The following is a 21,992-nucleotide window of genomic DNA, read 5'->3' on the forward strand; positions in this document are numbered from 1 at the left end:
AGGGCGGCCGTAGCCGCCCTTTGTGCTAGATTACAGGCCGAAACCTGTAATCTGTCAAGTAAACTCATCACATTTCAGGTTGTTAAACCCGAATGCGTAAGATTACTCGCCTTTAGCTGCTTTGAATGCTTCAGCCATTGCGTTGGAGAAATTGCCTTCTTCCTGTTTGTTGTTAACAGTAGCGATTGCATCTTTCTCGTCAGCTTCGTCTTTAGCACGTACGGACAGGCTAATTGCGCGGTTTTTACGATCAACACCGGTGAATTTAGCTTCAACGTCGTCGCCAACGCTCAGAACCAGAGTTGCATCTTCAACGCGGTCACGGGATGCTTCAGAAGCACGCAGGTAACCTTCAACGCCGTCGGCCAGTTCTACGGTTGCGCCTTTAGCGTCAACTGCAGTGACTTTACCGTTAACGATAGCGCCTTTCTTGTTCAGAGCAACCCAGTTGTTGAACGGATCTTCTGCGAGCTGTTTAACGCCCAGGGAGATACGTTCACGTTCTGCGTCAACCTGCAGAACAACTGCAGCGATTTCGTCGCCTTTTTTGTATTCACGAACTGCTTCTTCGCCTGCAACGTTCCAGGAGATGTCAGACAGGTGAACCAGGCCGTCGATGCCGCCGTCCAGGCCGATGAAGATACCGAAGTCAGTGATAGACTTGATTTTACCTTCAACACGGTCGCCCTTGTTGTGGGTTTCCGCGAACTGCTGCCATGGGTTGTTTTTGCACTGCTTCAGACCCAGGGAGATACGACGACGTTCTTCGTCGATATCCAGAACCATAACTTCCACTACGTCACCAACGTTAACAACTTTGGATGGGTGGATGTTTTTGTTGGTCCAATCCATTTCGGAAACGTGAACCAGGCCTTCAACGCCTTCTTCGATTTCAACGAAGCAGCCGTAGTCGGTCAGGTTGGTCACGCGACCAGTCAGTTTGGTACCTTCTGGATAACGCTTAGCGATAGCTACCCATGGATCTTCGCCCAGCTGTTTCAGGCCCAGAGAAACACGAGTACGCTCGCGGTCGAACTTCAGCACTTTAACAGTGATTTCGTCGCCAACGTTTACGATTTCGCTTGGGTGCTTAACGCGTTTCCAAGCCATATCGGTGATGTGCAGCAGGCCGTCAACGCCGCCCAGATCAACGAATGCACCGTAGTCAGTGAGGTTCTTAACGATACCTTTAACTTCCATGCCTTCCTGCAGGTTTTCCAGCAGCTGATCGCGCTCTGCGCTGTTTTCGGATTCGATAACGGCACGACGAGAAACAACAACGTTGTTACGCTTCTGGTCCAGCTTGATTACTTTGAACTCAAGCTCTTTGCCTTCCAGGTGCAGAGTATCACGCACTGGACGAACGTCTACCAGGGAACCTGGCAGGAACGCACGAATACCGTTCAGCTCAACAGTGAAGCCACCTTTAACTTTGCCGTTGATAACACCAACTACAGTTTCAGCTTCTTCGTAAGCTTTTTCCAGCGTGATCCAAGCTTCGTGACGTTTAGCTTTCTCACGGGACAGCAGGGTTTCACCGAAGCCGTCTTCTACTGCATCCAGAGCAACGTCAACTTCGTCACCAACCTGGATTTCCAGCTCGCCCTGGGCGTTTTTGAACTGCTCTGCCGGAATGGCGGACTCAGATTTCAGACCGGCGTCAACCAGTACGATATCTTTGTCGATAGCAACAACAACACCACGAACGATGGAACCCGGGCGGGTTTCGATTTCTTTTAAGGATTCTTCAAACAGTTGAGCAAAAGATTCAGTCATGTTTAATCTTCAGGTTAATATTAACGTCCACCTGACACCATGTCGGATGGGGTTGTTTCACATACCCGCTGTCAATCCATTGCAGCGGGGGTACTGCAAATTCGGTCGCGTTTTACGCGATTGCCAGTTTCTGGCGCGCATAGTCTAACGCTTTTTCAATTACTTGCTCAATGCTTAAGGTGGTGGAATCCAACACTAAAGCATCGGCGGCAGGAACCAGTGGCGCAACAGCACGATTACGATCGCGGTCATCACGCTCCTTTATCTCTGCCAAAAGGCGCTCAAAGTTAACACTAAAGCCCTTTTCCTGCAACTGTAGCATGCGGCGGTGTGCGCGTTCTTCCGATGAGGCATCAAGGAAAATTTTCACCGGCGCATCCGGGAACACCACGGTCCCCATATCGCGGCCATCTGCAATCAGGCCAGGCGCTTCACGGAAACCGCGCTGACGGCGCAACAGCGCCTCGCGCACGCGTGGAAACGCGGCCACTTGCGAAGCCGCATTGGCCACTTCCTGAGTGCGAATTTCGCCGCTAACGTCTTCACCTTCCAGAATGACTTCCAGCGTGCCGTCCGTAGAGACGAAGCGTACGTCCAGATGCACGGCCAGTGGTACTAACGCGTCTTCAGAAGCAACGTCCACATGATGGTGCAGCGCGGCCAAAGCCAGCACGCGATAGATTGCGCCTGAGTCCAGCAAATGCCATTGCAATGCTTCTGCCATTGCTTTGCACAGCGTGCCTTTACCCGCGCCACTTGGGCCGTCAATGGTAATTACCGGGGCAATTGCCGTCATCTCTTTCTCCTTAACAAAAGGCATATATAACGTAAACGCCGCGCATTATACGCATCTCTGGGCCGGACGGTTACCTTTGTCTGCGAATTCCAGAATTAGCCCCATGAAGTACAGGAGAATAGATAAGTATAGAGGGCTGACGCCGGAGGAGGTTTAAAACTGACACGGATTTACTTTTCGCCCATAGGAATGAACGAAAACGCCGGCATTCCACCGGCGTTTATACAGACAAAACTGACTATCACGCTAACGTACTGATGCGCGCCAACTGTTCGAAATAGTCCGGGAAGGTTTTCGCCGTACATTTCGGGTCAAGAATGGTGACCGGCGTATCCGACAGCGCCACCAGCGAGAAGCACATCGCCATACGGTGATCGTTGTAGGTGCCAATCTCGGCAAAATTCAGCGCTGCTGGTGGCGTAACGCGAATGTAGTCTTCGCCCTCTTCCACTTCCGCTCCCACTTTACGCAGTTCGGTCGCCATCGCGAACAGGCGGTCAGTCTCTTTCACGCGCCAGTTGTAGATATTGCGCAGCGTGGTTGTCCCTTTCGCAAACAGCGCTGCCGTCGCGATAGTCATCGCCGCATCAGGAATGTGGTTCATATCCATATCGATAGCGTTCAACTCGCCACGGGTACAAGCGATGAAATCGTCGCCCCAGGTGATGGTTGCGCCCATTTTTTCCAGCACATCAGCAAAGCGAATGTCGCCCTGCACACTATAGCGGCCAATCCCCGTCACCTTCACGGTACCGCCTTTAATGGCGCCCGCGGCGAGGAAGTAGGACGCAGACGAGGCATCGCCTTCGACCAGATACTGGCCCGGAGAAACGTACTGCTGGCCGCCACGCACGATAAAGCGCTGGTAGTTCTGGTTTTCTACTTCAACACCAAACGTTTTCATCAGATGCAGCGTGATGTCGATATACGGTTTGGAGACAAGGTCACCTTTAATGGTGATAGTCGTATCCTGCGGTGCCAGCGGCGCCGTCATCAGCAGCGCGGTCAGGAACTGGCTGGAGACGCTGCCGTCTACCTCAACGCTGCCACCGTTAAAACCGCCTTTCAGGCGCAGCGGCGGATAGTTTTCCTGCTCCAGATACTCAATCTGCGCGCCGCCCTGACGCAGAGCGTCAACCAGGTGACCAATCGGGCGCTCTTTCATACGCGGTTCGCCGGTCAGGACGATATTGTTTGTGCCAAGACACAGCGCTGCCGCCAACGGACGCATTGCGGTACCGGCGTTGCCCAGGAACAGTTCCAGATCGCCAGAGGCCTGCAGCGGGCCGGCGTTGCCGGTCACTTCACAGCGGGTGCGGTCATCAGACAGGGTGTATTGAATTCCCAGCGCCTTCAACGCGTTCAGCATGTGGCGGACATCATCGCTGTCCAGCAGGTTAGTCAGAACGGTCGTGCCGCGCGCTAAAGCCGCCAGCAGCAAAGCGCGGTTAGACACGCTTTTAGAACCAGGCAGGTTAATCGTGCCATCGACGCGCGCGATAGGTTGTAACGTCAGGGATTCCATGAAACTCAACTCTCAAAAAACAGAAGTAAAAACCCCACGGGCAGGCCGTGGGGATGAATAAAAAATCAGATTAACCGTGACGACGTTCGAAATCCTGCATGAATTCCGTCAGCGTCTGTACGCCTGCCAGCGGCATGGCGTTATAGATAGAAGCACGCATCCCGCCCACCACGCGGTGGCCTTTCAGCGCATGCAGACCCGCCGCAAAGGACTCTTCGAGGAACAATTTGTCCAGCGCGCTGTCCGCCAGCTGGAACGGCACGTTCATACGTGAACGGTTGGTGCTTGCCACGTCGTTACGATAGAAATCGCTGCCATCAATGGTGTTATACAGAAGATCGGCCTTCTGCTGATTAATGCGGTCCATTGCAGCAACGCCGCCCTGCTCTTTCAGCCATTTGAAGACCAGCCCCGCCAGATACCAGGCGAAAGTCGGCGGCGTGTTGAACATGGAGTCGTTATCGTTCAGCACGGTGTAGTCGAGAATAGATGGGCAAGCAACATGCGCTTTACCCAGCAGGTCTTCACGCACGATAACCAGCGTTAAGCCCGCCGGGCCGATGTTTTTCTGCGCGCCAGCGTAAATAACGCCATAACGGCTTACGTCGATTGGGCGAGAAAGAATAGTTGAGGAGAAATCGGCGGCAACAATCACGTCTTTACCAAAGTCTGGCGTCTCTTCGATGGCAATGCCGTCGATAGTTTCGTTCGGGCAGTAGTGCAGATAAGCCGCGTTGTCAGAGAGCTGCCAGTCGCGCATCGGTTTCACCGCGCGCTTGCCGTCAACGGTCACTTTGGCGTCAATGACGTTCGGGGTGCAATATTTTTTCGCTTCTTTAACCGCGCTTGCCGCCCAGTAGCCTGCGTCAACGTAGTCCGCCGTGGTTTTGTCGCCAAGAATATTCAACGGTACGCCCGCGAACTGGCCGCGACCGCCGCCGTGACAGAACAGCACTTTATAGTTGGAAGGGATGTTAAGCAGGTCGCGGAAATCCTTTTCTGCTTCTTCCGCCACACGGATAAACTCTTTACCGCGGTGGCTAACTTCCATTACCGACGTACCTAAGCCGTTCCAGTCGCACAGTTCTTTCTGCGCCAGTTTAAGAACATCTGCCGGTAACATTGCCGGACCTGAACTAAAATTAAAGACCTGAGCCATTTTCCCTCACCACGCTAAAAGCCATAAGTAATAACTGTGGATATTGGTTTTATCATTCAGTGACACGCGCCGCAATGTCTAAAACTTTTGCCCCGCAAAATGCGGCACCCATCACACAATACATTCTGCCATCCTGACGCAGCTAAACCGACAAAATTCCTGTCAGGCAATGCGTTTAGCCCGACTAACCTTCATCCATATCGGATTCATGCAGCGCGGACATAATTGATGATCGCCCGCCTGCATACTGACGATATAGCTACATTTTACACAGGCGTATTGACCGGGCCCTGGCACGACGTTAAATCGCTGAGTCAAACTGTCCGGTAAAATACACAATCCCGGTTTAACATCTTCATCGTCGTAATAGAACACGCTTATCTGCCCGTTAGTTTCCATAATGGCTAAGCGAATCTGACCCAACTGCTCGATACTGCTAAGCCGCAGCTCCATAAAAAAATCGAGCTCGGTCATATTCGCTTTACGCACGTTTTCCCAGGCTAACTGCCCTTCTTCTACGATGACAATAGCTTTACCCTCCAGCAGATCCTGGATTTTTCCACTTTTTGCCATCAGCCACATCACCAGACGGTAAAGTAAGGCAAGGGACACAAAAACCGCAAAGACAGGCAGCATCGGCACATCGTCATAAAATGCCACGTCTCCCGCCGCCGAGCCGAGCGTCAGAATTATCAGAACTTCAAACAGCGACATCTGGCGAACGCCGCGTCGTCCGGTCATTTTGAGGAATAAAAAGACTAATACGAAAGTGAATAAGCTTCTGATTACCACTTCAGCCAAAAATTCAGGTGGAACTTTATCAAACGCCATCCTTTGGAGATCAAACACTTTCATTTTTATGCCTTAATAAAAGGTTATTTTCTATAAGCATAGCGCCACCTTTTATTTTCGCCGGAGATAGCACCTGTCACGCAAAACCCGTATCATTGCGCGCTTTCCGTACGACAAAAGAGATTGCTATGACGCAAACCTATATTCCCGGCAAAGATGCCGCACTGGAAGATTCCATCGCTCGCTTCCAGCAAAAGCTGCTCGACCTGGGCTTCGATATTGAAGAAGCCTCCTGGCTGAACCCGGTTCCTAACGTCTGGTCGGTGCATATTCGTGATAAGGCATGCTCTCTGTGCTTTACCAACGGTAAAGGCGCAACTAAAAAAGCCGCGCTGGCCTCCGCGCTGGGCGAGTATTTTGAACGTCTATCCACCAACTACTTCTTCGCCGACTTCTGGCTGGGTGACAAAATCGCTAACGACCCGTTCGTTCACTATCCGAACGAAAAATGGTTCCCGTTAACCGACGACGACGAAGTGCCAGAAGGCCTGCTCGATGCTCGCCTGCGTGCGTTCTACGATCCTGACGATCAGTTGACCGCCAGCATGCTGGTCGACCTGCAGTCCGGCAACGACGATCGCGGCGTATGCGGCCTGCCGTTTACCCGTCAGTCCGACGGTGAAACCATCTATATTCCAATGAACATCGTGGCTAACCTGTACGTTTCTAACGGCATGTCGGCGGGTAATACCCGTAATGAAGCCCGCGTCCAGGGGCTGTCGGAAGTCTTCGAACGCTACGTGAAAAACCGTATCATCGCAGAAAGCATCAGCCTGCCGGAAATTCCGGCCGACGTGCTGGCACGCTACCCAGGCGTGGTTGAGTCCATCAAAACGCTGGAAGCGGAAGGTTTCCCAATTTTCGCTTACGACGGTTCATTAGGCGGTAAATATCCGGTTATCTGCGTGGTGCTGTTCAACCCAGCCAACGGTACCTGCTTCGCCTCCTTCGGCGCGCACCCTGATTTCGGCGTAGCGCTGGAGCGTACGGTTACCGAACTGCTGCAGGGCCGCGGCCTGAAAGATCTCGATGTGTTCACCCCACCGACCTTCGACGACGAAGAAGTGGCAGAACACACTAACCTTGAAACCCACTTCATCGACTCCAGCGGTCTGATCTCCTGGGACATGTTCAAACAGGACGCCGACTATCCGTTTGCCGACTGGAACTTCTCAGGCACCACCGAAGAAGAGTTCGCCACGCTGATGGCTATCTTCAAAGAAGAAGATAAAGAAGTATACATCGCCGACTACGAGCATCTGAGCGTTTACGCTTGCCGTATCATCGTACCGGGCATGTCCGATATCTATCCGGCAGAAGATCTGTGGCTCGCCAACAATAATATGGGCAGCCACCTGCGCGACACCATTCTCTCCCTGCCGGGCAGCGAATGGGAAAAAGAAGAGTACCTGAATCTTATCGAACAGATGGATGATGAAGGCCTGGATGATTTCACCCGCGTACGCGAGCTGCTGGGCCTGGCCACCGGTCCAAATAACGGCTGGTCGACCCTGCGCGTTGGTGAACTAAAAGCCATGCTGGCACTGGCGGGCGGCGACCTCGAGCAGGCGCTGATCTGGACCGAGTGGACCATGGAGTTCAATGCTTCTGTGTTCAGCGCAGAGCGTGCTAACTACTACCGTTGTCTGCAAACGCTGCTACTGCTGTCTCAGGAAGAAGAACGTGAACCTCTGCAGTACCTGAACGCTTTCGTCCGCATGTACGGTGCCGATGCCGTAGAAGCGGCCAGCGCAGCACTGAGCGGTGAAGAGGCCTTCTATGGCCTGCAGCCTGCTGATGGCTCCCTGGAAGCCTTCCCTGCGCATCAGTCGCTTCTGCAGGCCTACGAGAAGCTGCAGCGCGCGAAAGCGGCTTTCTGGGCTAAGTAGGATCTTTCCCACAGAAAAAGTAGGTTTAACGTACAGTCTACGCTATATTACGGGGCCAATTATTGGCCCCTATTTTTATTTTCACGCTCTGCCTCATAGAACTGTGAAAATAAAGTTAAACATAAGTAAACACGATATTTAGTAGCTTACATTTATTGTGAATTTACATAATGATTACTCCATTTTAATTAACTCATAAAATGAAGGGTAAAGAAAAAATTCAACTGAATTTGCAAATCTTAAAATTTATTTTTATTATTAGATTCAATAAATTACCCTGAGTTCGTTGAAAAACCATTCGTTCTTCAGGCCTATAAGCCAGGCGAGATATGATCTATATCAAATTCTCATCTATAATGCTTTGTTAGTATCTCGTCGCCGATTAAATAAAAAGAGAGAGTTAGTGTGAAAGCTGACAACCCTTTTGATCTACTCCTTCCTGCTGCGATGGCCAAAGTTGCCGAAGAAGCAGGTGTCTATAAAGCAACCAAGCATCCGCTGAAAACCTTTTATCTGGCGATTACTGCGGGCGTCTTTATCTCGATTGCTTTTGTTTTTTACATTACCGCAACCACGGGTACCGCTGGTATGCCATTCGGCATCGCGAAACTCATTGGTGGTATTTGCTTCTCCCTGGGCTTAATTCTTTGCGTGATTTGTGGCGCAGACCTCTTTACCTCTACCGTGCTGATCGTGGTGGCGAAAGCTAGCGGCCGCATAACCTGGGGTCAATTGGCGAAAAACTGGCTCAACGTCTATGTTGGTAACCTGATTGGCTGCTTGCTCTTTGTGCTGCTGATGTGGCTGTCCGGCGAGTACATGACGGCCAACGGCGGATGGGGGCTAAACGTCCTGCAAACCGCTGACCACAAAATGCACCATACATTTATCGAAGCCGTCGCTCTCGGCATCCTGGCGAACCTGATGGTCTGTCTGGCGGTGTGGATGAGCTACTCTGGCCGCAGCCTGATGGATAAAGCCATGATTATGGTTTTACCGGTTGCTATGTTCGTTGCCAGCGGTTTTGAGCACAGTATCGCAAACATGTTTATGATCCCGATGGGTATCGTAATACGCGATTTTGCTAGCCCGGAATTCTGGACCGCTATCGGTTCTACTCCGGAAAGTTTCTCTCACCTGACCGTGATGCACTTCATCACCGATAACCTGATTCCTGTCACCATCGGGAACATCATCGGCGGCGGTTTGTTGGTCGGGTTGACATACTGGGTCATTTACCTGCGTGGCGGTGACCGTCATTAATTGACGATTGCTCCAGGCAGTAAATAAAAAGTCCACTTAAGAAGGTAGGTGTTACATGTCCGAACTTAATGAAAAGTTAGCCGCAGCCTGGGAAGGTTTTACCAAAGGTGATTGGCAGAATGAAGTAAACTTACGTGACTTCATCCAGAAAAACTACACTCCATATGAGGGTGACGAGTCCTTCCTGGCTGGCGCTACTGAAGCGACCACCAAGCTGTGGGACAGCGTTATGGAAGGCGTTAAACTGGAAAACCGCACCCATGCGCCAGTTGACTTTGACACCGCCGTAGCTTCAACCATCACTTCCCACGACGCTGGCTACATTAATAAGTCGCTGGAAAAAATCGTTGGTCTGCAGACTGAAGCCCCACTGAAACGTGCTCTTATCCCGTTCGGTGGCATCAAAATGATCGAAGGTTCCTGCAAAGCGTATGATCGCGAACTGGATCCAATGATCAAAAAAATCTTCACCGAATACCGCAAAACCCATAACCAGGGCGTATTCGATGTTTACACCAAAGACATTCTGAACTGCCGTAAATCTGGCGTTCTGACTGGTCTGCCAGATGCTTACGGCCGTGGTCGTATCATCGGTGACTACCGTCGCATCGCGGTGTACGGTATCGACTTCCTGATGAAAGACAAATACGCACAGTTCCTGTCTCTGCAGTCTGACCTGGAAAACGGCGTAAACCTGGAAGCGACTATCCGTCTGCGTGAAGAAATCTCTGAACAGCACCGTGCGCTGGGTCAGATCAAAGAGATGGCTGCTAAATACGGCTACGACATCTCTGGTCCGGCTACCAACGCTCAGGAAGCTATCCAGTGGACTTACTTCGGCTACCTGGCTGCGGTTAAATCTCAGAACGGCGCTGCAATGTCCTTCGGTCGTACTTCCAGCTTCCTGGATATCTACATCGAACGTGACCTGAAAGCAGGCAAAATCACTGAGCAAGACGCTCAGGAAATGATTGACCACCTGGTCATGAAACTGCGTATGGTTCGCTTCCTGCGTACCCCTGAGTATGATGAACTGTTCTCCGGTGACCCAATCTGGGCGACTGAATCTATCGCAGGTATGGGCGTTGATGGCCGTACTCTGGTTACCAAAAACAGCTTCCGTTTCCTGAATACCCTGTACACCATGGGTCCTTCTCCAGAACCGAACATCACCGTTCTGTGGTCTGAGAAACTGCCACTGGCGTTCAAAAAATATGCCGCTAAAGTGTCCATCGACACCTCTTCTCTGCAGTACGAGAACGATGACCTGATGCGTCCTGACTTTAACAACGATGACTACGCTATCGCTTGCTGCGTAAGCCCAATGATCGTTGGTAAACAAATGCAGTTCTTCGGTGCACGTGCAAACCTGGCGAAAACCATGTTGTACGCCATCAACGGCGGCGTTGATGAAAAACTGAAAATGCAGGTTGGTCCTAAAACTGAGCCAATGAAAGGCGACGTTCTGAGCTACGACGAAGTTATGGATCGTATGGACCACTTCATGGATTGGCTGGCTAAACAGTACGTCACCGCGCTGAACGTCATCCACTACATGCACGACAAGTACAGCTACGAAGCTTCTCTGATGGCGCTGCACGACCGTGACGTTATCCGCACCATGGCGTGTGGTATCGCTGGTCTGTCCGTTGCTGCTGACTCCCTGTCTGCAATCAAATATGCGAAAGTTAAACCGATTCGTGATGAAAACGGTCTGGCTGTTGACTTCGAAATCGAAGGCGAATACCCGCAGTTTGGTAACAACGACGCTCGCGTCGATGACATGGCGGTTGACCTGGTAGAACGTTTCATGAAGAAAATTCAGAAACTGACTACTTACCGTAACGCTATCCCGACTCAGTCTGTTCTGACCATCACCTCTAACGTGGTTTATGGTAAGAAAACTGGTAACACCCCAGACGGTCGTCGCGCTGGCGCGCCATTCGGCCCAGGTGCTAACCCAATGCACGGTCGTGACCAGAAAGGTGCTGTTGCCTCTCTGACCTCCGTTGCTAAACTGCCGTTTGCTTACGCTAAAGATGGTATCTCTTACACCTTCTCTATCGTTCCTAACGCTCTGGGTAAAGACGACGATGTTCGTAAAACCAACCTTGCAGGTCTGATGGATGGTTACTTCCACCACGAAGCGTCTATCGAAGGCGGTCAGCACCTGAACGTTAACGTTATGAACCGCGAAATGCTGCTCGATGCGATGGAAAACCCTGAGAAATATCCTCAGCTGACTATCCGTGTATCTGGCTACGCAGTACGTTTTAACTCCCTGACTAAAGAACAGCAGCAGGACGTTATTACCCGTACTTTCACTCAATCTATCTAATAGATTTGACTGAAATCGCGATTAAAAACGCGTAAAATGAAGGCTCCACCTCGGTGGGGCCTTTCTTATAATCAACACTCGCTGAGTGGATTTTGCTTGCTGACTTCTATACTGAAGTTAACAAGCAAAATAAACTCGACGCGGCTTTATAACCGTGCTCGCAAACCTGGCTGTAAAGCCGGGAAGAACTGGAGATAACACCGCAATGTCTGTAATTGGTCGTATTCACTCCTTTGAGTCCTGTGGCACCGTTGATGGCCCAGGCATCCGTTTTATTACCTTCTTCCAGGGCTGCCTGATGCGCTGCCTGTATTGCCACAACCGTGATACCTGGGACACCCACGGCGGTAAAGAGATCACCGTTGAAGAGTTGATGAAAGAAGTGGTGACCTACCGCCACTTTATGAATGCATCCGGCGGCGGCGTGACCGCGTCCGGCGGTGAAGCTATTCTGCAGGCCGAGTTTGTGCGCGACTGGTTCCGCGCTTGTCACAAAGAAGGTATTCATACCTGTCTCGATACCAACGGTTTCGTCCGTCGTTACGATCCGGTGATTGATGAGCTGCTGGAGGTTACCGACCTCGTCATGCTCGATCTTAAACAGATGAACGACGACATTCACCAGAACCTGGTCGGCGTCTCCAACCATCGTACACTGGAGTTTGCCCAGTATCTGTCGAAGAAAAACATTAACGTTTGGATCCGCTACGTCGTGGTACCTGGCTGGTCAGACGATGACGACTCAGCACATCGACTCGGCGAGTTTACCCGCGATATGGGCAACGTTGAGAAAATCGAGCTACTGCCTTATCACGAGTTGGGTAAACACAAGTGGGTGGCGATGGGCGAAGAGTACAAGCTGGACGGCGTGCACCCGCCGAAGAAAGAGACCATGGAACGCGTGAAAGGCATCCTCGAGCAGTATGGTCACAAGGTGATGTACTAACTCCCCTGCTCGCCCCGGCGTTGCTTACGCTCGGCCGGGCTACAGATTTGTCAGATGTAAGGCCCGGCCGAGCGCAAGCGACGCCGGGTTCTTTTTGGTTATGACATAAAATATTCCGACAGCTTGTTCGTCACACTCTCAATCGAGAAAATGCGCTTCTGGTGCGCCTTCCGGCACTGGCTATAGCGTTCGTCCTGTCCTTCCAGCTCGCTTAACAGGCGATCCGCCACCATCATGGCTCCGGCGATCTCTGCAAACCCTGATTCCCCCTCTCCCTGTAACGCAACGGCCGCCTGCAAATTCCAGTCAGACAGTCGGTTCAACGGTGCAAATGCTCCTCGGGTTAGCGATAAGATTTTGATTCCCTGCTTCTTCGCCAACGCCAGTACCTGAATCATATCAGCGGAGGTCTGTTCAGTATGAATAACGATAATCCCCGTCTTGTCGCCATCCGCAAGCGGTGAAATGACCGAGGGATATGAGCGGTCGATAAAGTTAGCAATTTTCCCCATTTGCGCCAGATTCATCTGCAAAAACTGAGCTACCGGTACTGCGGTACCCACCGCGTAAATAGCGATATTGCTAAGCTGATTCAGCCATATGGCTACCGAATGTAGCTCGATGCTATCAACGATCGCATTACTGTCACGGATGCTGGCGATAACCGCAGAGGTCTCTTCACCCATATCATCACCCGAACGCGCAGCTCCCTGCTCTAACGCCAGCGCGGTTCTGAAGTCTGAAAACCCCTTAAACCCAAACGCTCGACAAAAACGCGTAATGCTGCCTTCACTGGTATCAATTGAATCTGCCAGCTCGGAAATCGTGTGTCTCATCACGAAATCAGGATTCTCTGTGATAAAACGCCCAACTTTTTCAAGGATAGGGCTTAATCCAGACGCCTCATTTCTTATGTTTATCAATAAATTACAATCTATCTGGCTCATTTTTCGCCTTTTTGCACAAAATGCAAATTCAGTCACATTCTTCGGTTTGCTTTGTGATAATAATTTTTATCGAAGTAATGATAATAAAAAATAATTATTTTCACAAATAGGAGAACGTCTCATGAAAGGTCTTATCGTCTGTCGTACCGGTATGGGTAGCTCATTGATGCTTAAAATCAAAGCCCAAAAAATCATTGATAAACATGGTTGGGACATCGATCTTGAGCACGATGTCTTGTCCGGGCTTGCCACCTGGCAAGGTATTGATTTTGTTATCACCATGCGCGACCTCACCGATGAAATTGAAGCGGCCGGGTTCAGGGCAATCGGCATCACCGATTTGATGAACAGCGAAGAAATGGAATCTGCGCTCACCAGCGTCGTTCAAAACAACTAACCTCTCGGGGGAAATATGGATCTCCTAAAGTTCATTGTATTCGACATTCTGGGCGTAACCCCACTTTTAGTTGGCTTTATTGCACTCATCGGGCTACTGATCCAGCGTAAACCGATTGAAAAGGTACTCTCTGGTACCTTTAAAACTATCGTCGGCTTCCTGGTCTTTGCCGGTGGCGCCGGGTTGGCCGTATCATCGCTGGGCAATTTTCAAACCTTGTTCAGCGACGGTTTCGGTCTCAAAGGCGTAATGCCGCTAGCCGAAGCATTAACCGGCCTGGCGCAAACCAAATTTGCGATGTGCGTTTCGCTAATTATGGTTCTTGGCTTCGGCTGGAATCTATTCTTTGCCCGTTTTACACCGTTTAAGTACATTTTCCTGACCGGGCAACACAACCTGTATCTTTCCGCGCTGCTCACCGTCACGCTTAAAGCGCTGGGCTATGGCGATCTCACGACAATCGCCGTCGGATCCATTTTACTCGGCATGGCGGCCTGCTTGTATCCGGCTATCGCCCAACCGTGGATGCGCAAGATAACCGGTAATGACGAAATCGCCATGGGGCATTACGTCACTCTGGCTTATGCAGCGTCCGGATGGATTGGCTCGAAGGTGGGAGATCCGAGACAATCCACGGAAAAGCTCAACCTCCCAGGCTGGCTGGGAATCTTCAAAGACTATATCGTCTCGGTCTCGATTTCTGTCAGTATCTTCTACTACATTGCAGCCCTGGCCGCCGGGAAAACCGCAGTTACCGCCGCCGCAGGCGGCATGCACTGGCTGGTTTATCCACTGTATCAATCACTGACCTTCACCGCATCGCTATACATAATCATTACCGGCGTTCGACTTCTGCTGTCGGAGATCGTACCGGCATTCCTTGGTATCTCAGAAAAATTTATCCCTAATGCTAAACCGGCTCTCGACTGTCCGGTGGTCTTCCCCTACGCACCTACGGCCACAGTGCTGGGATTTATCTCCTCGTTCGTCGGCGGCCTGGTCGTTATGGGCTTCCTCGCCCTCCTCGGCCAAACGGTGATTATTCCCGTCGCTATCCCTTACTTCTTCATCGGCGCCACAGCGGCAGTATTTGGCAATGCTTCCGGCGGCTGGAAAGGGGCCATTGCTGGCAGTTTTATCACCGGGATCCTGATAGGGATTGGCCCTGCGCTTATCTATCCAATCATGGAGTCCGTAGGGCTATCGGGGACCAGCTTCCCTGAAACCGACTTTGTCGCCTTGGGTCTGGTTGTCTACTACATCGGCAAAATGCTGCCATAAAAGGAAAATCTATGAATATCGAGCAACTGAAGTCTCATGCATTGAGCGCGCGCCGTGACATTGTCAGCATGATTTATGAGTCGGGTATTGGTCACCCCGGAGGCGCCCTTTCCATCATTGATATCCTGACATGGATCTACAATGAAGAAGTAGATTTATCCGCAATGCCGCGCGCCCGGGTCGTAATGAGTAAAGGCCATGCCGTAGCCGCGCAATACGCCATGCTCTACCAGAAAGGGAAAATAGACCGTAGCGAATTCAGTACGTTCCGTCAGATTAACTCTCGTTTACAGGGCCACCCCAGCATCAAATCGCTGCCCGAAGTCGATGCCACAACCGGGCTATTAGGCCAGGGATTGTCCATCGCTTTCGGGATGGCTGCGGCCAAAAGACAGCGCGGTGAAACTCAACGTGTCTTCGCCATTCTTGGTGACGGTGAAATGCATGAAGGACAAATCTGGGAGACGTTACAGCAGGCGGGGCATATGAAGATAGACAACCTGGTGGCAATTATCGACTACAACGGCTTCTCTTCGCACGACCCGGTGAATCAGGTCATCAACCTGGAACCCCTTGCAGATAAAGTTCGCCATTTCGGTTGGCACGTCCTGGAACTGCAAAATGGCAACGATATGCATCAGGTTGCCGACACGCTGATGCTATCCCGCCATCTTAAAGGAAAACCCATCGCCATTATCGCCCACACCACTAAAGGCTGCGGCGTGAGCTACATGGAAAACAACGGCGACTGGCATTCCAAAACCCCAACAACCGAGCAGTATCAGCAGGCAATGGAGGAGTTGCAATGATGAAAGCACCCCGCGATGAAATCGGTCATGCTCTGATCGCCCTGAAGCAAAAAGGCTACCCGATTGTCGCCATCGATAGCGATTTAGCCAGCTCCACGCGCACCGACCAATTTGAAACGGCCTATCCCGATGCATTCTTTGAAATGGGCATTGCCGAAGGCTCAGCCATGAGCTTCGCCATTGGTCAGGCGCTGGAAGGCAACATCCCCTTTTACGTGAATTTCGCGATGTTCGTGACCGGAACAGCATGGACCCAGCTGCGACAGGCCTGCTACGCCAAAGCAAACATTAAGCTCGTGGGCAGCCACCCGGGTATGGATGATGGCCCAGACGGCGCATCGCACCACGCGCTAGAAGATCTGGCGCTGACGCGTGTCCTTCCCGGCCTGACGATTTTAACCCCAGCGGATGCCGAAGAGGTTGCGGAGGCATTTGAACAGGCGGTGAGCATCAAAGGGCCGGTCTACATCCGCGTAGCGCGTGAACCCATGCCAGTACGAGATAAGTCTGTCGTCCCGCGGGTGAGAGATATCGCCGCTATTGCTGATAGTGGCAATGACTTTGCGATTATCTTTGAAGGGACCGTACTTGAACAGGCCACCGAGGGGTATGAAAAGCTCCTTGCCAGCGGGAAAAAAGGGAAACTGATCCACGTGGCCACGCTGAAGCCGTTCAATCAACAGGCTCTCTATGCGCTGATTGAAGGGTGCCCAGTAATCGCCTCACTGGAGAATCATACGGTCAACGGTGGGCTTGGCGGGCAGATAGCCGAAACGCTGGCGCAAGTTGCCCATCCCGCCCGCCTGACTCGTCTGGGAACACAAGATACCTTCACTGAGTCCGGGAACAGTCGGCAGTTAAAGACAAAATACGGAATTTCCGGCGACGCGCTGTACCGCGCGCTCAGCTAACAAGGACCCAGCCACCCATAGCATCGGGTGGCTTTACCATCAGGAGACTCATTATGGGTAATGCGCTCTTTGCCGCTCGACAGTTCACCGCTCGAAAACTCGATTGGCGCAGTGCCGTTAAGCTTGCTTGCCAACCGCTGGAAGAGCAAGGCGATATCAGCGCTAGCTATGCGCAAGCTATCATCAGTACTACCGAGCAAAGCGGCCCCTGGTACATTCTTAGTCCTGAATTTGCGCTGCCGCATGCTCGTCCAGAAGAAGGGGTGTTAAGCCAGCAGAGTCGTCTGTCGCTACTTTGCTGCGCCGAAGCCGTAGCCTTTCCCGGCCACCCTGACGTACGATTGATTGTGGTGCTGGCCGCAGCGAACGGCGACCAGCATATTCAGACCATCCAGCGACTGGTCTGCTGGCTAGATGAGGATAACCATTTAGACCATCTGGCTAGCGTCAGCAGCCAGCAGCAGTTCGCCTTGCTGACCGCCAACCGATAACCGCCCAGGGGATCGTTCTCCTTTGATCCCCTTTGCTCGCTCTAACGTTGTTTGCGTGCCAGCAGCGGGAAGATCAGCCCTAATCCCACCAGCACAAACGGCGTGGCGACGTTAAGCGACAGCTGGAAAGCCCACTCAGGCGTAAAGGCGGCCATCTTCGGGAAGATACCGGTCAGACAGGCAAACGCGGTAAACAGGAAGCACCATACGCCAACGGTCAGCGCAAGCTTCCGGTTGCGGATAAAGACATACTCCGACTGGTATTTCTGCCCCAGACGAATCACCGCAATAAACGCCACGAACACCCACAGATAGCGCAGCGGCATCACTACTGAGTTCAGGTTCAACAGCCATTTGTAGAGATCGTTCATATCACCGATGCCGAGCGTCGGCAGCATAATCAGCAGCGCCACCAGCACCAGCGTTAACAAGTAGCCATTGACTGGCGTACCCGATGCATTGGTTTTGCAGAGCTTCTGCGGGATATAGCGACTGTCGGCATCGCTGAGCAGTACCTTCAACGGTGCATCAATCGAGAACACCAGCGCGGCAATCTGTCCCAGAGTGTTCGCGATGGCGTAAATCACCATCAGGGTGTTGCCCATATGGTAGTAATCGCCCAGTTTCTGGAATGCGTAATACTGGCCGTTCGCCATCAGGTCGTTAGGAATATTGTTTGAGTCGAACATCATCCCCATCGCCAACGATCCGAGGATGGCGCACACGGCAACCATCACCGCCAGGAAGATCATCCCACGCGGGAACTCTTTGCCTGGATTACGGGTGTTATTGACGTAAGGCGAGATTTTTTCCGCGCCGCCCACGGCAAATACCAGCATCGAGATAGTGGTGATATAGGTGAAGTCAAAGTGCGGGATAAAGGTTTGCCAGGTGATGTTGGTGGTGGCAATTTTCACCTCAGTAATAGCGGGGGCCGTGACCGCCATCACCACGTACAGCAGCGACATCACGAACATGGCGATTCCGGCAATCGATCCTACCAGCTTCAGCGATTTCATCCCTCGGGATGCTACCCACATGAAGAAGACGAAAAGCACCAGCGTGAAGCCCTGGAGCGCCACCACGCCATACTCGGTGATAAGCGAGCCATTTCCCTTTATCGCCCAACCGAGCGCAATCAGGATGGCCTGAGGCTTCTGCGCGAGATAGGGAATATGGACGACCCAGTAAGTCCAGGCAGCCAGATAGGCCAGCCCCGGACCCATCGTATTTTTAATCCAGGTACTGACGCCCCCCTTACCGTCTTTAAAGGTCGAACCAAGCTGACCGACGATAAGCGCATAGGGCGTGAAATAGAGCGCGAAGATAAATAACCATGAGAAAACAACCACCAGCCCCTGGTTGGCGTAGTTGTTGACGACGTTGCCGAAACCCCAAACCGTAATAAACGACATCAGCGCGATGTTATACCACCGCAGCTGCTTTTCTTGTTCGCTTGCCATAAATTCCGTTCCTTGAATGTTATTATTCGCGAGTGCGATTTTTTTCGACGGAGATTATGCGAGTACTATTCCAAAATGGATAACGTAGACGTGCAAAATTCCAACATCTCGCACATTTAATCGGGTTTATTTTCTGGAAGTCAGAGGAATATAGGCTCGCCCTCACCTACGCAAAAGCAGCACAGCATCACTGAGTATAGTGATGCTGGAAGATTGGCGCGTTACGTTGCCACAACGCGCCTACAGGATCAGGCGTGGGCCACCGGCGTAGGATGATGCCCGGCTTTGCGCAGCAGCATCATCAGATAGACGAACGATACCCCGGCAATCATGATAAACAGCAGGTTATCAGAGTAGTTTTGCATCAGCATCGCCGTCAGCGACGGCCCAACCAGGCTACCAATGGTATAGCTCAGCAGCAGCGCCTGATTCATGGAGACCAGCTGATGATGCTCCACTTTCTCACACGCCCAGGCCATCGCTACCGGATACAGCGTGAATCCCGCTGCGCCGAGGATAAATAGCGCCGGTGCCATCGCGGCCTGACTCAGCATACCCAGGCAGCCGACAATCACCACAAAGACCTGCACGCGCAGTACCATCAGGCGGCCATAGCGGTCTGCCAGACGGCCAATCGGCCACTGCCCCAGAATGCCGGCGCTGACCATCACCGCCATCCAGAATCCAATCCCGGAGTCACTGACGCCGCGGTGATTCAGGTACAGCGGCATCAGGCCATAGAGTGAGCCCAGCACGATACCGGAAATAATGCAGCCATTTACACCCAGACGTGCCTGACGCAGTTTGAACATCGGCCAGACGCGTGTGCTTGCGTCCTGCGCGTCCTCCTGCTGGTTCAGGATTCGGGTAAACAGCAGCGGTAAAATACCCGCCAGCACCACGCCGGTCATCAGCGGAAGAATGGTCGCCATGTCCGTCGGCAGGCGGCTAACGATAATCTGCCCCAGCACGGTACCGATGTAATACATCATCATATAGGCCGCCAGCAGACGGCCACGGTTGCGCGAAGTGCCGCTACACATCAGCGCACTCTCCACCACCACCCAAATCATGGCGCAGCCAACGCCCGCGATAAAGCGCCAGAACATCCAGCTCCAGAAACCCACCATAAAGCCCAGCCCAACGCAGCCCGCGGCGAAAATCAGCGACGCAATGTAGTAGCTGAAATTAAAGCCAAGGCGCTTAATCAGTCGCCCAGTGAGCATGGTACCCACCAGGTTGCCGGTAAAATAGGACGAGCTGACCACTCCCACCTGCCAGGTTGGCAAGTTTTCATGGGCGAGCCAGAGCGGGACGAGCGTGTTTAATACCGCGATCGCCAGCGTCAATAAGAGTAAGCCACAGAGCAACAATAGCACTGGGCGAGTATAGGTGGACATGGGTTCAAACCGTGAGGATAGACAGATTTCGTGCGCATCATGCCACCGCCAAAAACATTGTCAATCCACCTGATTTCAGCGATTCAGGGCTTTATGACTCAACGATTGACGTTTCTTATTCAACGCATCGATAAGCATCGTTTAAGTTATCTTATTATTTTGTTTTTATTGAAAAATAGGAGAAACAATCGAGGAAGGTTCAGTTGAAAAAATTCATGGACAAAAAGTGCCAGGGCACGTGGCCCTGGCAGCTTATTTTGCTTAACTAGCGACCGCCATACCGACGGTCATGTGCAGGCCATAGAAAACACCGCGACCCAGCATCTCCCCCACCAGCACCAACACAAACGCCAGACTCAGCAACGGCAACGCAGGCTGGTAGCCTTTGAGCTGCGGCGCCACCCAGCAAACCAGCGCCAGGGCGATGGCGACAATACGCCACGCCATCAGCGAGCCATAGTCAGGCACCAGGGCCGAAGCCTGCTGAATTGAGCTTTGAATCGACGCCAACTCTACGCCCTGCATCGTGGTGACAATCACGCTCACCACCAGTGCCGCCAGGCTGATAACCGGAAGCAGACGCATGCCCCAACCTTCAACGCCTGCCCAGCGCAGCAGCAGATAACCGAGCAGCGGGCCGCCGATGAACAGCGTCAGGAAGAAGCTCAGCGGCGTCCAGATGGTGTACCAGGTGGGTACGGTATCAATGGTGTTATAGACGCGCACCATCATCCAGACAAACATCACACCCAGTACCGCCGTCACCACCAGCCATACGCTGCGCAGCGCGCAGGAAAGCTTATTGGTGACCGCCAGCAGCCAGCCGATACCGCCGACGGCAAAGAAGATTGCGCCACTGGCAATTTCGTTACTCAGCGAGGAGGCACCTACGCGGTTCAGCGAGTTAAAGGCACGCATCGGTGAACCGAGGTGCATGGTCGAAGCGATAAAGCCAATGCCCATCAGCACCCACAGCGCAAACATACTCAGCACTATGCGCTGCTGCTTTTCACGAGGCAGTTGCCCTTTCATCAATGCCAGCGCCAGAACGATAAATCCGCCCGCCACACATTGCCCAAATACCGTGAAGATCATCAACGGCCATTCATGCCATCCACTTCCCATCTCACACCTCCTTCGGATTGGCCAGATAGCCAGTGGTATCGCCGCACGGACGTGCATTGGCGTTGGGTTTAATCACAATGCTGGGTTTGGTGAAGTGCGCGGACGGCAGCGGCGCCACCGCCGCCAGTTGCCCGTACTTCTGACGCAACGCTTCGATAGGACCAAAGTCCAGTGCACGCAGCGGACAGGATTCCACGCAAATCGGCTTTTTGCCTTCCGCCACACGCTCATGACAGCCGTCGCATTTGGTCATATGACCTTTGGCTTCGTTGTACTGCGGCGCACCGTACGGGCAGGCCATATGGCAGTAACGACAGCCTATGCAGACATCTTCGTTAACCACCACAAAGCCGTCTTCGCGTTTGTGCATCGCGCCGCTTGGGCACACTTTGGTACAGGCCGGATCTTCACAGTGGTTACAGGCGATGGACAGATAGTAAGCAAAGACGTTCTGATTCCAGACGCCGTTGTCCTCCTGCCAGTCGCCGCCTGCGTATTCGTAAATACGACGGAAGCTAACATCAGGAGTTAAGTCTTTGTAATCTTTACAGGCCAGCTCACAGGTTTTACAACCGGTGCAACGAGCGGAGTCAATAAAAAAGCCATATTGGGTAGTCATCGGTT

19 protein-coding genes are annotated in these 21,992 nt (G+C 52.3%); 9 read left to right on the forward strand and 10 right to left on the reverse strand.

Going from position 1 to position 21,992, the window contains the following annotated elements; genetic code table 11:
• Nucleotides 1-102 precede the first annotated feature (102 nt).
• The 5 genes from rpsA to ACLGE8_RS05905 all read right to left on the reverse strand — a co-directional run bounded on the left by rpsA (nucleotide 103) and on the right by ACLGE8_RS05905 (nucleotide 6,111).
• A complete protein-coding gene (gene rpsA, locus ACLGE8_RS05885) occupies nucleotides 103-1,776 on the reverse strand; it encodes a 30S ribosomal protein S1 (RefSeq protein WP_185666566.1) in 1,674 nt (557 codons plus the stop codon).
• Between the two features lie 112 nt (nucleotides 1,777-1,888).
• On the reverse strand, nucleotides 1,889-2,572 hold the full coding sequence (gene cmk, locus ACLGE8_RS05890; protein ID WP_410997157.1) for a (d)CMP kinase: 684 nt from the start codon (nucleotides 2,570-2,572) through the stop codon (nucleotides 1,889-1,891).
• A 241-nt stretch (nucleotides 2,573-2,813) separates the two neighbouring features.
• A complete protein-coding gene (gene aroA, locus ACLGE8_RS05895) occupies nucleotides 2,814-4,097 on the reverse strand; it encodes a 3-phosphoshikimate 1-carboxyvinyltransferase (protein ID WP_410997159.1) in 1,284 nt (427 codons plus the stop codon).
• A gap of 70 nt (nucleotides 4,098-4,167) precedes the next feature.
• Entirely contained in the window at nucleotides 4,168-5,256 is a 1,089-nt protein-coding gene (gene serC, locus ACLGE8_RS05900; RefSeq protein WP_410997161.1) for a 3-phosphoserine/phosphohydroxythreonine transaminase, read from the reverse strand.
• A 162-nt stretch (nucleotides 5,257-5,418) separates the two neighbouring features.
• Nucleotides 5,419-6,111: a DUF421 domain-containing protein gene (locus tag ACLGE8_RS05905; RefSeq protein WP_410997163.1), complete on the reverse strand. Its 693-nt coding sequence runs from the start codon at nucleotides 6,109-6,111 to the stop codon at nucleotides 5,419-5,421.
• Nucleotides 6,112-6,236: 125 nt separating this feature from the next.
• Here ACLGE8_RS05905 and ycaO point away from each other — a divergent pair, with 125 nt between their 5' ends.
• The 4 genes from ycaO (at nucleotide 6,237) to pflA (ending at nucleotide 12,544) form a co-directional block, all read left to right on the forward strand.
• Complete coding sequence (ycaO, locus tag ACLGE8_RS05910; RefSeq protein WP_410997165.1) at nucleotides 6,237-7,997, forward strand: 30S ribosomal protein S12 methylthiotransferase accessory factor YcaO; 1,761 nt, start codon at nucleotides 6,237-6,239, stop codon at nucleotides 7,995-7,997.
• 405 nt (nucleotides 7,998-8,402) lie between these two features.
• Nucleotides 8,403-9,260, forward strand: a complete 858-nt coding sequence (gene focA / locus ACLGE8_RS05915) for a formate transporter FocA (RefSeq protein ID WP_368300613.1) — start codon at nucleotides 8,403-8,405, stop codon at nucleotides 9,258-9,260.
• Between the two features lie 55 nt (nucleotides 9,261-9,315).
• Nucleotides 9,316-11,598 (forward strand): formate C-acetyltransferase, encoded by a 2,283-nt coding sequence (gene pflB, locus ACLGE8_RS05920; protein ID WP_410997167.1) that lies wholly within the window; start codon nucleotides 9,316-9,318, stop codon nucleotides 11,596-11,598.
• A gap of 205 nt (nucleotides 11,599-11,803) precedes the next feature.
• Complete coding sequence (gene pflA, locus ACLGE8_RS05925; protein WP_035892443.1) at nucleotides 11,804-12,544, forward strand: pyruvate formate lyase 1-activating protein; 741 nt, start codon at nucleotides 11,804-11,806, stop codon at nucleotides 12,542-12,544.
• 98 nt (nucleotides 12,545-12,642) lie between these two features.
• Here pflA and ACLGE8_RS05930 read toward each other — a convergent pair whose 3' ends face one another.
• Nucleotides 12,643-13,491, reverse strand: a complete 849-nt coding sequence (locus tag ACLGE8_RS05930; protein ID WP_410997169.1) for a MurR/RpiR family transcriptional regulator — start codon at nucleotides 13,489-13,491, stop codon at nucleotides 12,643-12,645.
• A gap of 121 nt (nucleotides 13,492-13,612) precedes the next feature.
• On the opposite strand from ACLGE8_RS05930, the gene ACLGE8_RS05935 reads away from it, so the two are divergent.
• Genes ACLGE8_RS05935 through ACLGE8_RS05955 form a run of 5 tightly spaced genes read left to right on the forward strand, consistent with a single transcriptional unit; the run spans nucleotide 13,613 to nucleotide 17,380 of the window.
• Entirely contained in the window at nucleotides 13,613-13,888 is a 276-nt protein-coding gene (locus ACLGE8_RS05935) for a PTS sugar transporter subunit IIB (RefSeq protein WP_410997171.1), read from the forward strand.
• Between the two features lie 15 nt (nucleotides 13,889-13,903).
• Nucleotides 13,904-15,169, forward strand: a complete 1,266-nt coding sequence (locus ACLGE8_RS05940) for a PTS ascorbate transporter subunit IIC (RefSeq protein WP_410997173.1) — start codon at nucleotides 13,904-13,906, stop codon at nucleotides 15,167-15,169.
• Nucleotides 15,170-15,180: 11 nt separating this feature from the next.
• On the forward strand, nucleotides 15,181-15,978 hold the full coding sequence (locus ACLGE8_RS05945) for a transketolase (protein WP_410997175.1): 798 nt from the start codon (nucleotides 15,181-15,183) through the stop codon (nucleotides 15,976-15,978).
• Nucleotides 15,978-16,889 (forward strand): transketolase family protein, encoded by a 912-nt coding sequence (locus ACLGE8_RS05950; RefSeq protein ID WP_410997530.1) that lies wholly within the window; start codon nucleotides 15,978-15,980, stop codon nucleotides 16,887-16,889. Before ACLGE8_RS05945 ends, ACLGE8_RS05950 begins: the two co-directional genes overlap by 1 nt.
• A 53-nt stretch (nucleotides 16,890-16,942) precedes the next feature.
• A complete protein-coding gene (locus tag ACLGE8_RS05955) occupies nucleotides 16,943-17,380 on the forward strand; it encodes a PTS sugar transporter subunit IIA (protein WP_410997177.1) in 438 nt (145 codons plus the stop codon).
• Between the two features lie 41 nt (nucleotides 17,381-17,421).
• Here the strand turns inward: ACLGE8_RS05955 and ACLGE8_RS05960 are convergent, their stop codons facing one another.
• The 4 genes from ACLGE8_RS05960 to ACLGE8_RS05975 all read right to left on the reverse strand — a co-directional run bounded on the left by ACLGE8_RS05960 (nucleotide 17,422) and on the right by ACLGE8_RS05975 (nucleotide 21,987).
• The gene (locus tag ACLGE8_RS05960; RefSeq protein ID WP_410997179.1) at nucleotides 17,422-18,843 is read right to left on the reverse strand and encodes an APC family permease; all 1,422 of its coding nucleotides are present in this window, start codon (nucleotides 18,841-18,843) and stop codon (nucleotides 17,422-17,424) included.
• A 248-nt stretch (nucleotides 18,844-19,091) separates the two neighbouring features.
• Complete coding sequence (locus tag ACLGE8_RS05965) at nucleotides 19,092-20,243, reverse strand: MFS transporter (protein WP_410997181.1); 1,152 nt, start codon at nucleotides 20,241-20,243, stop codon at nucleotides 19,092-19,094.
• 261 nt (nucleotides 20,244-20,504) lie between these two features.
• Nucleotides 20,505-21,368 (reverse strand): dimethyl sulfoxide reductase anchor subunit family protein, encoded by an 864-nt coding sequence (locus tag ACLGE8_RS05970; protein ID WP_410997183.1) that lies wholly within the window; start codon nucleotides 21,366-21,368, stop codon nucleotides 20,505-20,507.
• Nucleotide 21,369: 1 nt separating this feature from the next.
• Nucleotides 21,370-21,987, reverse strand: a complete 618-nt coding sequence (locus tag ACLGE8_RS05975) for a DMSO/selenate family reductase complex B subunit (protein ID WP_410997185.1) — start codon at nucleotides 21,985-21,987, stop codon at nucleotides 21,370-21,372.
• Nucleotides 21,988-21,992 lie beyond the last annotated feature (5 nt).

The sequence above is a fragment of the Kluyvera sp. 142486 genome (assembly GCF_046569695.1).
Taxonomy (GTDB): domain Bacteria; phylum Pseudomonadota; class Gammaproteobacteria; order Enterobacterales; family Enterobacteriaceae; genus Kluyvera.

What these genes read in the sequence shown, in the direction of transcription:
- rpsA (WP_185666566.1), bottom strand. Translation starts at nt 1,776, where the DNA reads ATGACTGAATCTTTTGCTCAACTGTTTGAAGAATCCTTAAAAGAAATC.
- cmk (WP_410997157.1), bottom strand. Translation starts at nt 2,572, where the DNA reads ATGACGGCAATTGCCCCGGTAATTACCATTGACGGCCCAAGTGGCGCG.
- aroA (WP_410997159.1), bottom strand. Translation starts at nt 4,097, where the DNA reads ATGGAATCCCTGACGTTACAACCTATCGCGCGCGTCGATGGCACGATT.
- serC (WP_410997161.1), bottom strand. Translation starts at nt 5,256, where the DNA reads ATGGCTCAGGTCTTTAATTTTAGTTCAGGTCCGGCAATGTTACCGGCA.
- ACLGE8_RS05905 (WP_410997163.1), bottom strand. Translation starts at nt 6,111, where the DNA reads ATGAAAGTGTTTGATCTCCAAAGGATGGCGTTTGATAAAGTTCCACCT.
- ycaO (WP_410997165.1), top strand. Translation starts at nt 6,237, where the DNA reads ATGACGCAAACCTATATTCCCGGCAAAGATGCCGCACTGGAAGATTCC.
- pflB (WP_410997167.1), top strand. Translation starts at nt 9,316, where the DNA reads ATGTCCGAACTTAATGAAAAGTTAGCCGCAGCCTGGGAAGGTTTTACC.
- pflA (WP_035892443.1), top strand. Translation starts at nt 11,804, where the DNA reads ATGTCTGTAATTGGTCGTATTCACTCCTTTGAGTCCTGTGGCACCGTT.
- ACLGE8_RS05930 (WP_410997169.1), bottom strand. Translation starts at nt 13,491, where the DNA reads ATGAGCCAGATAGATTGTAATTTATTGATAAACATAAGAAATGAGGCG.
- ACLGE8_RS05935 (WP_410997171.1), top strand. Translation starts at nt 13,613, where the DNA reads ATGAAAGGTCTTATCGTCTGTCGTACCGGTATGGGTAGCTCATTGATG.
- ACLGE8_RS05940 (WP_410997173.1), top strand. Translation starts at nt 13,904, where the DNA reads ATGGATCTCCTAAAGTTCATTGTATTCGACATTCTGGGCGTAACCCCA.
- ACLGE8_RS05945 (WP_410997175.1), top strand. Translation starts at nt 15,181, where the DNA reads ATGAATATCGAGCAACTGAAGTCTCATGCATTGAGCGCGCGCCGTGAC.
- ACLGE8_RS05950 (WP_410997530.1), top strand. Translation starts at nt 15,978, where the DNA reads ATGAAAGCACCCCGCGATGAAATCGGTCATGCTCTGATCGCCCTGAAG.
- ACLGE8_RS05955 (WP_410997177.1), top strand. Translation starts at nt 16,943, where the DNA reads ATGGGTAATGCGCTCTTTGCCGCTCGACAGTTCACCGCTCGAAAACTC.
- ACLGE8_RS05960 (WP_410997179.1), bottom strand. Translation starts at nt 18,843, where the DNA reads ATGGCAAGCGAACAAGAAAAGCAGCTGCGGTGGTATAACATCGCGCTG.
- ACLGE8_RS05965 (WP_410997181.1), bottom strand. Translation starts at nt 20,243, where the DNA reads ATGTCCACCTATACTCGCCCAGTGCTATTGTTGCTCTGTGGCTTACTC.
- ACLGE8_RS05970 (WP_410997183.1), bottom strand. Translation starts at nt 21,368, where the DNA reads ATGGGAAGTGGATGGCATGAATGGCCGTTGATGATCTTCACGGTATTT.
- ACLGE8_RS05975 (WP_410997185.1), bottom strand. Translation starts at nt 21,987, where the DNA reads ATGACTACCCAATATGGCTTTTTTATTGACTCCGCTCGTTGCACCGGT.